Raw genomic sequence first — 14059 nt, 5'->3', positions numbered from 1 at the left:
ATACTGGCTTATACATAGGTTATAAATATGTGAGGTTATTTTACTGTTACTTTAGCAAATTTACGTTTGCCAACTTGGTAAATAGCCGTAGTCCCCGAAGCAATACGTAACTTGCTGTCGGTAATTTTTTCACCTTCAATTTTAGCCGCCCCTTGCTTAATCATTCGCATGGCGTCTGAAGTACTCGCTACTAAGCCCGCTTCTTTTAGTAGGTTAGCAATAGCGATGTCACCACTGTCATCAGCTATCTGAACTAATTTATCCTCAATTTCATCAGGCATTGCGCCTTTTTGAAAACGATTAATAAATTCTTGATGTGCCGCCTCAGCCGCGGCATCATCATGAAAACGAGCAATTAACTCTTTGGCTAAATCGATTTTCACATCGCGAGGGTTCATTCCTTCAGCAATTTTTGTTTTATAAGCAGCAATTTCTTCCATTGGCTTAAAACTCAACAGTTCATAATAGCGCCACATCAATACATCAGAAATAGACATTATTTTACCAAACATTTCTGTTGGGCTATCCGTTATACCAATATAGTTATTAAGCGACTTAGACATTTTCTGTACACCGTCTAACCCCTCTAAAAGAGGCATCATTAAGACCGTTTGCGGTCGTTGCCCCTCTGATTTTTGTAATTCGCGCCCCATTAACAAATTAAATTTCTGATCAGTGCCACCTAGTTCAACATCAGCCTCTAAGGCTACAGAATCCCAGCCCTGAACGAGAGGATACATAAACTCATGAATGGCAATAGATTGACCGCTGGTGTAACGTTTTTTGAAATCATCACGTTCCATCATACGGGCAACCGTCTGACGAGATGCCAGTTTTAACATACCAGCAGCGCCTAGCTTATCCATCCAGGTAGAGTTAAAAGCAACCGTTGTTTTAGCTGGGTCTAGAATTTTAAAAACTTGTTCTTTATAAGTTTCAGCATTTGCCAGCACGTCTTCTCTTGTTAACGCTTTACGCGTAACATTTTTACCGGTTGGATCACCTATCATGCCAGTGAAGTCGCCAATTAAGAAAATAACTTCATGGCCAAGTTGTTGAAACTGACGCAACTTATTAATTAATACCGTATGACCTAGATGTAAGTCTGGTGCTGTAGGGTCAAACCCTGCTTTAATTTTTAGTGGCTTTCCCGTTTTTAATTTTTCTAGTAATTCACTCTCTAGCAAAATTTCTTCTGCACCACGCTTAATTTCAGCAAACGCTTGGCTGACATCAGTCATCGACTTAGCTCCAAAAAATATAATCATAATTTATTGCTCGATTCTACTGCAATAATGCCTTGGGTGAAAAGCCTTAAGTTAATATTTAGGGCAATTGTTCTATTTTTTAATTATTGCAGCTTGTTTTTTAAGGAAGAAGTGCCGCTGAGTCCCCGAGATCACTCACCTTTACGGTAATTAAATTTTACTCAAGGCTATTTTTTGATATAGTAAACGATAGCTATCGTATTAAGATACATGAAATTAGGTTGTAGTCTGTTGAAAAACATAAAAAAATTCTATTTACAGTTACCAAAACCGCATAGGGTAATTATTAGCTCATTCAGCATAATTGTGTTGTTGTTACTCCTTATTCCTTCGGAAAAGGCAACAGCCAGTCGTCAATTGACAGATACGTCACTAGAAATAGGTAAACGTTACGCATTAGCTTTACCTGAAGTTGAAGATATCTCCTTAGACACGCCTGCTAGCAATATCGAATCATCAATAAATAAAGAAAATATAACGGCACCTATTAACAGTGAAGAAGAGACACTAACCTGGAAAAAAGCAAAAGTACGCAGTGGTGACTCTCTTGCCAAAGTATTTAAACGCCTTGGCTATAGCGCGAGAACAACATACGACGTGAGCTCAGCAAAAGGTGACTACAGTAAATTATTGAAAAAAATTAATGTTGGTGATGTCTTTCATATAGGCCAAAACGCAGCAGGAGAGCTAGCAGTACTGACCTACTCTTTATCAAAAACAGAAACCTTATATGTAAAACTAATTGATGATGGCAGTTACCAATCAAGTAAAGAAACCAAAACGGTAGAAATTCGAGAAACTATTGCCCACGGTGTTATAAAAAGTAATTTTTGGAATGCTGGTATTGAATCAGGTTTAAACGATGCACAAATAATTAACCTTGCTAATATTTTTGGTTGGGATATCGATTTTGCCTTAGATATTCGTGAAGGGGATAGTTTTCATGTTGTTTTTGAAAATCGATATGTCGATGGCGATCATATAGGTACAGGTAAGATTCTTGCCGCTGAATTTATTAATAAAGATGATCCTTTTCAAGCCATTCGCTTTACAGACGGCGAATATTATTCTCCTGATGGCAGAAGTATGCGCAAAGCTTTTTTACGTGCGCCGGTAAACTTTAGGTATATTAGTTCAAATTTCAAACCAAAGCGTTTTCATCCTATTCAAAAGCGCTGGAAAGCTCATCGTGGTACTGATTACCGTGCAAATAAAGGTACACCTGTTGTAGCTGCAGGTAATGGGAAAGTGACCCATTCAACCTATAACAAATATAATGGTAATTACGTATTTATTCAGCATGGTAATGGCATTGAGACTAAATATTTACACTTTTCAAAACGAAATGTTAAAAAAGGGCAACGGGTAAAGCAAGGTGACGTTATTGGTTATGTCGGCTCAACTGGCATGTCAGAAGCATCACATTTACATTATGAATTTTTACTTAATGGCGTACACCGTAATCCAAGAACGGTAAAGTTACCTGATGCTAAACCCATTAATAAGAAATATGCTGCTGAGTTTTCGGTATTATCAAGCCAACGCTTAATGGAACTTTCAGGCTCTAGACAAGCTTTGTTGGCGATGCAGACGCATTAACCCTCTTTAGCCCAATAATAATTAGCGAGTATAAATGACAAAAGCTACGTTTTATATTGGGTTAATGTCTGGCACTAGTGCCGATGGCATTGACTTAGCCCTTGTTGACTTTACTAGTGGAAGTGCCGAACTAGTTGCTAGTTATTATCAAGCATATGACAATGTCACTCGACAAAAAATCACTGAGCTTTATCTACCCAATCATAACGAAATAGACAGAGCCTTTTCACTTGATATTACTCTTGCCCATCAATTTAGTGAGGCAATAAGTACACTATTAGACAAAGAAAACTTAGTAGCTGCTGATATTATTGCTATTGGTAATCACGGTCAAACCATTCGACATCGCCCAACTCAAAGCTCTGCTATTGAAGCGCCTTTTACTTTACAAATAGGCTGCAATCAAACGTTAGCGGTATTAACCGGCATTAGAGTTATTGGTGACTTTAGAACAAAAGATATTGCCTTAGGTGGACAAGGTGCTCCTTTAGTCCCTGCATTTCACCAATTCTTATTACCTGCCACTGAAAAAGAAACTTTTTTAGTGAATATAGGCGGCATAGCTAATATCACTTTTTTGCCTAAAAAAAACTCGTCTAAAAGTGTATTAGGCTTTGATACCGGCCCAGGGAACGCTCTTTTAGATGCATGGTGCTTTGAACACTCAGGAAAGAGATTTGACAATAACGGCGACTGGGGAAGCTCTGGAACGATTAACCAAGCACTATTAATACAGTTACTAAGTGATGACTACTTTTTGTTATCAGCCCCCAAAAGTACAGGCCGTGAATATTTTACCTTGCAATGGTTAGCACCCTTTCTCACCCCATTACAAATAAGCGCTGTCGACGTACAAGCAACCCTCACCGCCTTAACTGCTTGTTCTATAGCCGCCGACATTAAAAAAACATCAAATTCAGCAGATGTATATTTATGCGGAGGAGGAATCGATAATAATTTTTGTTATAAGCTTATAAAGCAAGAGCTTAACAACTTCAATGTTAATAAGGTACATTCACTAAAGCTGAATAATAACGCACTTGAAGCAATGGCATTTGCTTGGCTCGCATTCGCTTATGACAAAAAAATCTATGGAAATATCCCAGCAGTAACAGGGGCTAGAAAGTCAACAGTACTCGGCTGTGAGTTTTTTGCCTAATTCACTCTAGACCTAAGTAACTTTATCTTTATAATAAAATATTACCTGTTTAAGTAAATATGCTCATTTAGCAGATTAATTGAACTAAACAATCTATTGTAAATCTAAATAACATAGGGTTTATTTATCAATGTCAACACAGCAATTTAGGCGAGGAGGTTCAATGGAATTTCATGATATTCATATTGGTATGAAATGCGGTAGTAAAAAAGGTAGTGGTACAGTCACCTGGATTGACGGTTCAACGCGCACTATTTATATGGCAAATACAGAAGAAAACAATAGCTTTGAAGTGGACTTTGAAGAAATCATAGAAGACCCTCAAGCACATAATAATACTGACGCCTATTATTAATCACTATGGTGACCCATTACATAAAATAAAAAGCCTCTTTTTAAAGAGGCTTTTTATTCGATAATAAACTTTTATTTCAATAGGTTAACCGCCAACCTTCAAATTGGGTAAGTTAGTATTTGCAATCGTCGATAATACAAGTGAGACCATAAAAAAGAAGAATGTTGTTGCCCCTATCGTCGCTCGAAACACCTCATCATTGTTCTCTGAAAACGTTAAAACTCCGCCAAAAACCATGGCAAGCATAAAACAAATAATGCCAGTAACCTTAGCCAATTTTTGTAAAAAACCTTTTTTGGTTTGTGTTAACTCTGTAGTTATTTCTTTGCTTGTGCAATTTTCGCCATTTTTATGTGCTGACATCGTAGAACTCTCCTCAATGATCAATAACCGTATAATAAAACAACACGTTGATCATAATTAAACACCGCCATTTTTTGTTAAATATAACGGCTAAATATTACATTTTAAATTGTGATAATTGCTGATTAAGCTCGTAAGCTAACTCGAGTAACTGTTCACTTATCTCTTTACCACGTATCGCATCTTTACTTGATTTTTCTGCAACGTCACTAATATTGACAACATTGACATTAATTTCGTCAGCCGCTAAATTTTGTTGCTGTGCTGCACTAGCAATTTGTGTGTTTAAATCATCAAGCTCTGTTATTTGCGACGTTATTTCCACTAATAAACTGGCTACATTCGTTACATCTTCTGCCTTTTCATTTGCCTGCTGACTAACATCATTCATAGAGTTAACCGCATTACTGGCATCGACTTGTAATCCCCTAATCGTTAACTGGATTTGGTCAATAGACTCTCTGGTACGCGTGGCTAATGAGCGCACTTCATCGGCAACCACTGCAAAGCCTCGCCCTTGCTCTCCGGCTCTTGCTGCTTCAATAGCGGCATTCAATGCCAATAAATTGGTTTGTTCGGCAATACTGGTTATTACTTCTAAAACACCTCCTACTTCATGAGTTTTGTCGCTTAATGCAGCTATCATAGCGGTATTATCAATTACCTTATCACGCAATAAACCAATGCCATCTTTAGCATTTTCAACTAATTCCAGGCCTTGCGTTGCTTTTTCTCGTACCGACAGTGAATTCTCAGCGGCGGTTTGAGTATTACGATGTACTTCACTCGCAGATGTATCTAGTTCATTAATTGCAGCGGCTACAGAGTCGGTGCCGTTCTTTTGTTCAAGCACAGCCGCACGCATTAAATTCGATATTTCATCAACACTTTTTGCTGAATCAATTAATTTGTCTGTTGTTGATGAGATGGATAAAAAACTTGTTCTAAATTTTTGCATCATGCTATTCAATGCCACACTTACTGCACCTAATTCATCATCATGATGTACTTTGATTTCTTTGTTCAAATCTAAATTATGTTCTACATCGTTAATGGTTTTTCTAAGTCGTTTGAGGCGACTAAAAATCAATTTTTTTATGGTTAAACTTAATAACCAAAAGCTAACAACAGTGATAACTAACTGTAGGATCGCTGCTTGAGTTATAGAACTCATAATTTGCTGGTCAACTTTAGACAGATCATAGGTCACCTTTACCGCGCCTAATATTTCATTTTCTTTGACTTGATGACAGGTTAAACAGTTAGTGCCACGGTAATCTGAACTGGCACGAATAGGCGAAATAAAACTCATCATTCGCTTACCGTCACGTTCAAAAACATCAAACGCTTTAGTGCCGTTTATACCTTGTTGTTCAAAATTACCGACCGCTTTTTGATCAGCAAAACCGTCACCAAAAATAGCCGTTAAAGCAGGCGCTCGAATAATACGTGCCTCAACAATTTCATCTTGGCTCTGTATTTTATTTTGTATTAACTGACGATTTACTATTGTCCCGGTTAACATCATAGTATTCACAGAGTCAAAATAATTAAGTGCTAAACTTTCTAGGTTACGTTCAACAAAATTTTCACTGAGCTCTTTTTCATCATAATAAAAGAATATGACTGTGGTACTTAAGAACGCTATTGCGATAAGTACTAATGCAGCATTAATCTTTACTGCCAATGATAGTGTAGAAAACATTGTGTTCATGAACCCGATAGTTAAAAGTCATTAAAGTGTAAATTATTATCATAATAAAACTTTGATTTACTTTAACAATCGAGCATATATTTTTATCTATTTATAATAAAACCAACCATTTTATAACTCATCTCTTTACTTATTTATTATCTTCATAGATCGAGGGCAATTGTAGAAATGGAATAAAGATGGAAACCGTTAAATACAATCGGAAACTGGAATTATTAAGTTTAAGCGCAGTATCTGCCACAAAGCGGTCTAAATTTACGAATAAAAATCATCCTTCGTAACGATCTCTTTGATACGAAACCGGACGTTAGCCTTGGCTTATCTAGCGACAAGAGAACCGATGAAAATCAGCCCTGCGTTAGATAATAGAATTGTTCTAAATTTCATCAGGAATCTATAAAGTCAAAAATTCTAATTTGATTAGAAAATACCAAAGCGGACATTAAATTAATATGATTTTAGGTATTAAATTCTATGGCGCTTCGGGGCACTAAGCGTATATGGATTTGATCTGATTTAGATTGCTTATTAATGTTTTAAAAATCAGGTGTTCATTTGAAATTTCATTGTAAATCAATTTGTTCCTTGTGATTAATAATCAATGTGATATATTTTTTGTGACTAAAAAAAGAACACATTGGAATTGTGTAGCTTTTTAAATGGAATATCAAACATGCATAGGGTTAAGGATGAATAGCAACAATTGTGAAATTAGTCACGTTCGTGAGTATTAGTCGTTAGTCGTTAGTCTTTTAAGTTAGAAGTAAATGCATTTTGTTGTTCCAATAATTTAATTATAACAACAGGTAAGTTAAATGATTGATAGAACAAAAAAAACAAACTACATCCGTTTAAAAACGTTTACATTAAACATAGTTAAACTTGTGATGACACTCACTTTTAGCTTTGTATTCACAATTAGTATAGTGTCGGCTAATGAAGTAATAAAAAAGGATAAAGGAACACGTATAGAGCAAAGAAATGCCATCAAAAAAATTGGTAACCTCAGTAAATTAAAGTTTAACGCACATGGCATGCCATCAAATATCGAAGGTGAATTAGGTTATTACAACCCAGCGACACACGATAAAGATATTAATAAGTTAATTAAAAATATTGGCGCTATATATCATCTACAAGCTAACCAGTCTTTTAAAATAAGAAGAGTTAATAACTCATCAACGGGTTATCATACTCGGCTAGACTTATATGTAAATCACATAAAAGTAGAGGGTGCTGAATTCATTATTCATACCGACAACAATAATAATATTTATGCTATCAATGGTAATGTTATTTCTTCTGAAAATTTGGCCATTCAAGCTTTAATCACTCAACAGCAAGCGCTTAATGCATCATTAGATATATTAAGTGATAACAAAAATATAAATATCCTAGATCAGCCCAAGTTAATTTATGTGGTTGATGCTTTAGGGGGTGCTCATTTGTCATGGTTATCTTTAATTGAATATAAGGATAATAATGGTAGTCAATACCTTGATAAGATTTATATTGATGCCACAAATGCTCAATTTATCATGCGAACACCTCAAATTCATAACGCTTTAGATAGAGAAATACGCAGTGCTGGCAATCAAGATATCCCTTTAGGAACAACAACTCTTATCTCTGAGGGAGGCTCATCTTCAGACACTACCGCTATGGATGTCTATGAACATCTAAAAACAACGTATGATTATTTTAATAATAAACAGGGTATTGACTCTTTTGATGATAATGGCACAAGCCTAAAAGCGACTATTCATTATGTAGTAAGTGATGTAGGATAGCCAGATGAAAAAAATATTGGCCGTTGGGATTCAAACAATAAAAGGTTCCTCTTTGGTGATGGGGATGACAGCCTGTTTTCTTCTTTAGGACGTTCTTTAGATATTGTCGCCCATGAATATACTCATGGAGTATCGAATGAAATAGGCCCGACATTTATCTATCAACAGGGTGCTAACGGTAAATTTATTGGTGAGTCAGGAGGAGTAAGCGAAGCTCTTAGTGATGTTTTTGCTACAGCTGTTGATATTTTTAAAAACGGTCAAACAAGCAATACTTGGCTCCTTGCTGAAGATGTATGGAAACCAGCCGTTAGTGGTGATGCCATGCGGTATATGAATAACCCTACTAAAGATAATAATTCATTAGATTTTTATTTAGACCTCACTTCTAATACTGAGGTCCATGATAGCTCAGGCATAATCAACCTTGCTTATTACTTGTTGGTCAATGGCGGTTTTCATCCACAAGGACGAACCAGTCACCCTGTAGAAACGGGGGTTGGCCATACAAAAGCAGAAAACATCTTCTTTCAAGCACTTACCCAATACATGACTAGCGCTGAAACCTTTATAGATGCGATGGAACATACGGCAAGAGTTGCCCTACAAGTACACGGTAATAATTCAAATGAACACAAAGCGGTTTGTGCTGCATGGAGTGTGGTTGGTATACCTAATGACAGCTCGGTTTATTGCGCTAGCAGCCTGCCAAACAAAACAACTTGGCTTAATAAAAGTTACTCTTGTTCAAATGGTGGGGCATTAATTAATACTTCTTGGGGAATTGTTAATGGCAGTTTAGCTTCAGGAGAGTTTTATCAGCTTGAACACCGTAATGGAAAATACGGTGTTTGGGCAAAAATATTACCCTATAGCCAATCAACAAGTCACAGTGAAATTTATTTTAGTGGTTTGCAATATTTTAAAGCAAGAGTCTGTAACCATATGGGTGACTGTGGCACAGCAACGTCAACTTTAGTAAATGCTAGTTGTGGTGGCGGTGGTGGCGATTTGTAATAAATTAAGCTCAGGTGTTGTTAGAGTATAATAATTACCAATATCATCTGAGCGTACAATAAACGGTTGACTTAAAATTAAACTAATTGAGATATAAAATGAAAATTAACAATCTTTTGATACTTGTAATTATCTGTTTTATTAACGCTTGTCAGGGTGATTCAGAAGAAAAAGCAGAGCCAATAGCTGAACAAAAATATTTACTGGCTGTGACCTATGATAACTATGCATGGGGGGCAAGTCATGCAGGGATTTTTGTTGATATTGAAGGCAACTTTTATCATTATTATCATGATAAAGGGGATAATGATGGTTACCTTTCAGTAAATGAAGTGGCAGAGCAGTCAGAAATAGAACTCACTAAAGTGATGGGGGGCGCTGGGACTTTACTTGAAACTTTAGATATTGAAGTTATCAAGGAAATTAAAAGTATTGCCAGTCGGGTGACTTCTCATAATTTTACTGAGTCGCAGCAACGTTGTCATGATTCTGGAAGTATACGTTTTTTTAGCTTTTATTTTAATATAAACACTCAAATGTATACTCCAACTCTACTAGAGAAAACTGGTGGATTGGCACAAGTTAATCTTTCACCTTCTGCAAAAGAATTAGTGAATTGGCTGGACACTAAATCAAGTGAATATCAGTTAGGTCTTAATTCAGATGATTGCAGTTATATACCTGAAGATTAATATTATACGACTTTACTTTTGTGAAAATTCTTATAACTCTATAGCACTTTTGGGGATATATGACCTTAAAGTTAACAATCTAATTTCGGTGCATCCAAGATGATTCTAATGTCCGCTTTTGAAATTGGGAACATAATTGTACGTTCAATATTAAGTGAATTTTAGAGTACAAATAAATAAAATTTGTTGTAGTAGCTCAGACCAGTTCTGCCGTTAGTAACTCAAAAGCTAACTTCCGCTTTTGGCTAGTAGTTGCCCTAAAGAATAAACAGGAGTTAACGTCAACAATGCCGACTTTCCTGACTGTAATACTAAAATATAATCATAATAAGAAACAGACAGTTCGCGTTTGAATAGATCAGATAAGGCGTCTTTTTTGTTGCAGAAAACTTTATAAAGCATCTAATGAAAACATACCAACAGAATCTACTTTTAGCCAAAGCATCAACAGATAAAGAACGTTACCAGCAGGTGTGCCTGAGCGCTTAGAAAACTTAACTTGACGTCACATTATATTAAAGCCAGTGCTCTTCCATGTTGAATTGAAAGTATTGTTAAACTTAAGGTTTGCTTGTTCAAATAGATCAGCCGTTAGTGATGATAAGTTTAAGATGTTTGTGGCAGAATTCACTCGATGTCTCTTTTGGCTTTTTACGTTGTCTAGTTAACAAGTATTTACCACATTGAGACATCACTTATTTAAAATCATCGTCTTATTATCATTGTTTTATTATATTTGAATCCCGAAACTTGAGTTGATTTTATACAAAAATGTTTAGTTGTTATTTTAAACTTATCATACGACCTTTTTACGTTGCTCTGCTAATCCCATGGCGAGTATAAAAGGGTTTTCCTTTTGCTGCGCTATAAAATTAGCTTTGCTTTGTAAATTAAGCCAATGATGGCTGATCAAACTCTGCGCTACTGCGCCACCTAAGGTAGCACCTGGGCCCAGAATAATAAGCTTATCGGGCGCAAACTCTTTAATGGCTACCTCTATCGCTTTTGAAAAGTTATAAGGTTCTACCACTTGTGTATTAAGCGTGTAGTTATGTAATTGCTCAACATCGCAACTATAAGGTTGCCACACTTGCCCTAAGCCATCAATTAACGGTATTTCAGGGGCATTAAACAGTTGTGCTGGCAATAGTTCCACCGCCCGCTTTGAAACATCACTTAGCAGCGGTGTATGAAAAGCAGCATGGTTAAATAAATTCATTGGATAACGATCTTGCACCACAGGCAGTAACGCTTCTAACGCTTTCAAACCGGCCTTGTTACCACCAAATACTATATAACCACCTAAATTAATCGAGACATAAACTTCACATTCACTTTGTTGATTTGCTTGTGCTAACCATTGCATAACCTTGTGTTCTTGCTCTCGCTCAATATTCCACTCATCGTTAATGATTGGATATATCATTTGTCCGCCAATCACACCTTTTGTCATCATCGAGCCCATGGTATTAATTAGCTTAATAGCTTGTTTGGGCTTTAATGCGCCAGCAACCGCTAATGCTATATACCAACCCATGGAGTTGCCAGTAACCGCGACAATGTCGAACTCGTCTTTATTAATGGCTTGATAATCTGATAACGCACAAGCATAAATAAGTGCCGAAGCATTTTCACCAGCTGTATGGGTACGCATGCTGTAATTTTCCATACCATCAAGTTCAGAAACTTTCATTTGCCCTTGGCTGTCGCGAAAATCATCAATTAGAGAAACTATTTCGGTTTTATCGCTATGCAAACGCTGTAAATATCCTAGTTCTTCTTTATTGTAGGTACCTCGGCCAGGGCAAATAACTACCGCTCTTTGCTTTTTCTTATTCATGGCTTTTACTGGTGCTCTATCGGTATTTTTTATTGACGAACTCATTGGCAAATCTCCTTCGCAGCATCGACAATATTCTTAACCGATGGTAATACCTCATAGGCTGCAGCGCCTAGAGGAATAAAGCTATCACTGGCGGTAACGCGTTTTATTTTAGGACATTCACTTGTTTTCTCATGAATTAAAGTCACTAGCGCTTCACTAATTGAGCCCGTTTGACGACATTCATCAACAATAAGCACATGCTCACAATCATTCACTTGCGCCAAAATACCTTTTTCATCTAATGGTGCTAACCAACGTAAATCAACAACACGTGCATCAATACCCTGCTCTGCTAATTTTGCTTGTGCTTGGCACGATAAATAATTGCCATTGCCATACGTTAAAATACACAGTTGTTTACCTGAGCCAGCAACCTTAACGCCTAAATCGATACTGCTGTCTGCCAATTCAGGAGGCAGATACTCAAAGGTCCATAAACCATCACCTTCTTGGTGTAGGTCTTTCGCCATGTACAATGCTATTGGCTCTAAAAATATCACCATACGTTGTTGCTCTTGCGCTAAACGCACACTAGCGCGCATCATTTCAACTGCATCGGCACCATTTGACGGACAAGCGATGATTAATCCTGGAATATCGCGAAAAACGGCAAAAGAGTTATCATTATGAAAATGACCACCAAAACCTTTTTGGTAGGCCAAACCCGCAATGCGGATCACCATGGGATTAGTAAATTGCCCATTTGAGAAAAACGGTAATGTCGCCGCTTCGCCACGAATTTGATCTTCAGCGTTGTGCACATAAGCTAAAAATTGAATTTCAGGGATAGGTAAAAAACCGTTGTGCGCCAAACCAATAGCGGTACCTAAAATCGTTTGCTCATCTAACAAGGTATTAATCACCCGGCTTTTGCCAAAACGTTCACATAACTTTGCCGTAACGTTATAAACGCCGCCTTTTTTGCCAATATCTTCACCGCACATAACAATACTGGGATATTCAGCCATCAAGTCCATCAATGCCCAGTTAATCAATTTTGCTAAATGCTGTTTTTTAGGTAGGTTATGTTTCTCATGTTTAAAAATTTCTGCGCGAGTTTTATCGCTAACTAACACCGAGCTTCGTGCTTTAGTAACGTTAGGTATAATGCTTGCCATTACGGCATTAGCACTGGTCAGTTTTTCCTTGCTAGCGGCATTTTCAGCAATAACCTCAATGCGCTTTTCAACGTCTTGATAAATATCGATTAGCTCTTCAGTCGTTAAAATATTGTTTTCTAAGATAATGCGCGCGGTGTGTAATAAAGGATCTTGAAACTCTGTTGCCGTAATGTCAGCCATATCACGGTAAACAAACTCAGCATCAGAGCCCGCATGCCCCAAAATACGCACAGTGCGGATATGTAAAAACACGGGTTTACGCAATTCTCGAGCAATTCGCTCTGCTTCTTTTGCGGTTTTATAGGTATCTAAAATATTTAAGCCATCACAATAGAGGTAAGTTAAGCCGGCTCTATTTTCATAATTAGCGGCGATCCAGCCTTCCGGTGTAGCCGTTGAAATACCAATACCATTATCTTCACAGACAAAAACAATTGGCATAGGTATAGACTGATAAGCTGCCCAAGCTGTGCTGTTAATTGCCCCTTGTGTAGTGGAGTGATTCGATGAAGCATCACCAAAGTTACAAATAATGACGCCATCGTCTGGGATCTCACCTTTATGCGCTAAACGTTTTGCTAACGGAATGCTATATGCAGCGCCCATCGCTTTAGGCAAATGCGACGCTATGGTACTTGTTTGTGGTGGAATAGAGAGCGCTTTACTACCAAGCACTTTATGACGACCGCCAGAGATAGGGTCATCTTTTGATGCAGCAAATGACAATAGCATGTCATATAAAATCGTTTGTCCTGGTACTTGCTTACTTCGCTGAATAACAAACGCACCGCTGCGATAATGCAAAAATGCCATATCTGTCGGACGAAATGCCTTAGCATAAGCAGCATTACCCTCATGACCTGAGCTACCAATAGTATAAAAACTTTGACCTTTTTTCTGCATCACACGTGATTGCAAATCAAGGTGGCGACTCATTACTTGGGTTTCAAATAGATCAATAACTTCAGCTGAACTTAATCCAACATCACTAGGAGTTAAAGCACAAGTTGATTCAGGCAAAGTTTGGGCGCGAACAAAGTTAATAAAGTTTTCTTTCACCAGCTGATTACGATCAGACATGATATCTCCACGGGGA

The 14059-nt window shown here is 37.3% G+C and carries 9 protein-coding genes and 1 pseudogene; 5 read left to right on the top strand and 5 right to left on the bottom strand.

What is annotated here, in order from left to right; all coding sequences use genetic code 11:
• Positions 1-35: 35 nt before the first annotated feature.
• On the bottom strand, positions 36-1241 hold the full coding sequence (gene tyrS / locus H4J62_RS14430) for a tyrosine--tRNA ligase (RefSeq protein ID WP_182216818.1): 1206 nt from the start codon (positions 1239-1241) through the stop codon (positions 36-38).
• Between the two features lie 237 nt (positions 1242-1478).
• On the opposite strand from tyrS, the gene H4J62_RS14425 reads away from it, so the two are divergent.
• From H4J62_RS14425 to H4J62_RS14415, 3 genes are all read left to right on the top strand, one after another.
• Positions 1479-2867, top strand: coding sequence for an OapA family protein (locus H4J62_RS14425; RefSeq protein ID WP_182216757.1), 1389 nt, complete (start codon positions 1479-1481; stop codon positions 2865-2867).
• Positions 2868-2901: 34 nt separating this feature from the next.
• On the top strand, positions 2902-4026 hold the full coding sequence (locus tag H4J62_RS14420) for an anhydro-N-acetylmuramic acid kinase (RefSeq protein WP_182216755.1): 1125 nt from the start codon (positions 2902-2904) through the stop codon (positions 4024-4026).
• Between the two features lie 163 nt (positions 4027-4189).
• Positions 4190-4381, top strand: coding sequence for a hypothetical protein (locus H4J62_RS14415; protein ID WP_070375607.1), 192 nt, complete (start codon positions 4190-4192; stop codon positions 4379-4381).
• Between the two features lie 84 nt (positions 4382-4465).
• Here H4J62_RS14415 and H4J62_RS14410 read toward each other — a convergent pair whose 3' ends face one another.
• Together H4J62_RS14410 and H4J62_RS14405 are read right to left on the bottom strand one after the other, a co-directional pair.
• Positions 4466-4744 carry a hypothetical protein gene (locus H4J62_RS14410; protein WP_182216753.1) on the bottom strand — a complete coding sequence of 93 codons (279 nt, stop codon included), beginning with the start codon at positions 4742-4744 and terminating at the stop codon, positions 4466-4468.
• Between the two features lie 97 nt (positions 4745-4841).
• Positions 4842-6449: a methyl-accepting chemotaxis protein gene (locus tag H4J62_RS14405; RefSeq protein WP_182216751.1), complete on the bottom strand. Its 1608-nt coding sequence runs from the start codon at positions 6447-6449 to the stop codon at positions 4842-4844.
• Between the two features lie 824 nt (positions 6450-7273).
• Between H4J62_RS14405 and H4J62_RS20505 the strand changes: the two are divergent.
• Both H4J62_RS20505 and H4J62_RS14390 read left to right on the top strand, forming a co-directional pair.
• Positions 7274-9265: pseudogene (locus H4J62_RS20505) on the top strand (M4 family metallopeptidase).
• Positions 9266-9363: 98 nt separating this feature from the next.
• Positions 9364-9957, top strand: coding sequence for a hypothetical protein (locus tag H4J62_RS14390; protein ID WP_182216747.1), 594 nt, complete (start codon positions 9364-9366; stop codon positions 9955-9957).
• 796 nt (positions 9958-10753) lie between these two features.
• On the opposite strand, the gene H4J62_RS14385 is transcribed toward H4J62_RS14390, so the two are convergent.
• Both H4J62_RS14385 and H4J62_RS14380 read right to left on the bottom strand, forming a co-directional pair.
• Positions 10754-11842 carry an ACP S-malonyltransferase gene (locus tag H4J62_RS14385; protein WP_182216745.1) on the bottom strand — a complete coding sequence of 363 codons (1089 nt, stop codon included), beginning with the start codon at positions 11840-11842 and terminating at the stop codon, positions 10754-10756.
• A complete protein-coding gene (locus tag H4J62_RS14380; RefSeq protein ID WP_182216814.1) occupies positions 11839-14043 on the bottom strand; it encodes an alpha-ketoacid dehydrogenase subunit alpha/beta in 2205 nt (734 codons plus the stop codon). Before H4J62_RS14380 ends, H4J62_RS14385 begins: the two co-directional genes overlap by 4 nt.
• Positions 14044-14059: the final 16 nt, after the last annotated feature.

The organism is Colwellia sp. BRX8-5 (genome assembly GCF_014077325.1).
Lineage (GTDB): Bacteria > Pseudomonadota > Gammaproteobacteria > Enterobacterales > Alteromonadaceae > Colwellia_A.
Note: the sequence above shows the minus strand (reverse complement) of the source record. Positions and strands in the feature narration are given on the sequence as shown.

Excerpts from the sequence above, each read along its gene's own strand:
- tyrS (WP_182216818.1), bottom strand. The coding sequence starts at position 1,241 with ATGACTGATGTCAGCCAAGCGTTTGCTGAAATTAAGCGTGGTGCAGAA.
- H4J62_RS14425 (WP_182216757.1), top strand. The coding sequence starts at position 1,479 with ATGAAATTAGGTTGTAGTCTGTTGAAAAACATAAAAAAATTCTATTTA.
- H4J62_RS14420 (WP_182216755.1), top strand. The coding sequence starts at position 2,902 with ATGACAAAAGCTACGTTTTATATTGGGTTAATGTCTGGCACTAGTGCC.
- H4J62_RS14415 (WP_070375607.1), top strand. The coding sequence starts at position 4,190 with ATGGAATTTCATGATATTCATATTGGTATGAAATGCGGTAGTAAAAAA.
- H4J62_RS14410 (WP_182216753.1), bottom strand. The coding sequence starts at position 4,744 with ATGTCAGCACATAAAAATGGCGAAAATTGCACAAGCAAAGAAATAACT.
- H4J62_RS14405 (WP_182216751.1), bottom strand. The coding sequence starts at position 6,449 with ATGTTTTCTACACTATCATTGGCAGTAAAGATTAATGCTGCATTAGTA.
- H4J62_RS14390 (WP_182216747.1), top strand. The coding sequence starts at position 9,364 with ATGAAAATTAACAATCTTTTGATACTTGTAATTATCTGTTTTATTAAC.
- H4J62_RS14385 (WP_182216745.1), bottom strand. The coding sequence starts at position 11,842 with ATGAGTTCGTCAATAAAAAATACCGATAGAGCACCAGTAAAAGCCATG.
- H4J62_RS14380 (WP_182216814.1), bottom strand. The coding sequence starts at position 14,043 with ATGTCTGATCGTAATCAGCTGGTGAAAGAAAACTTTATTAACTTTGTT.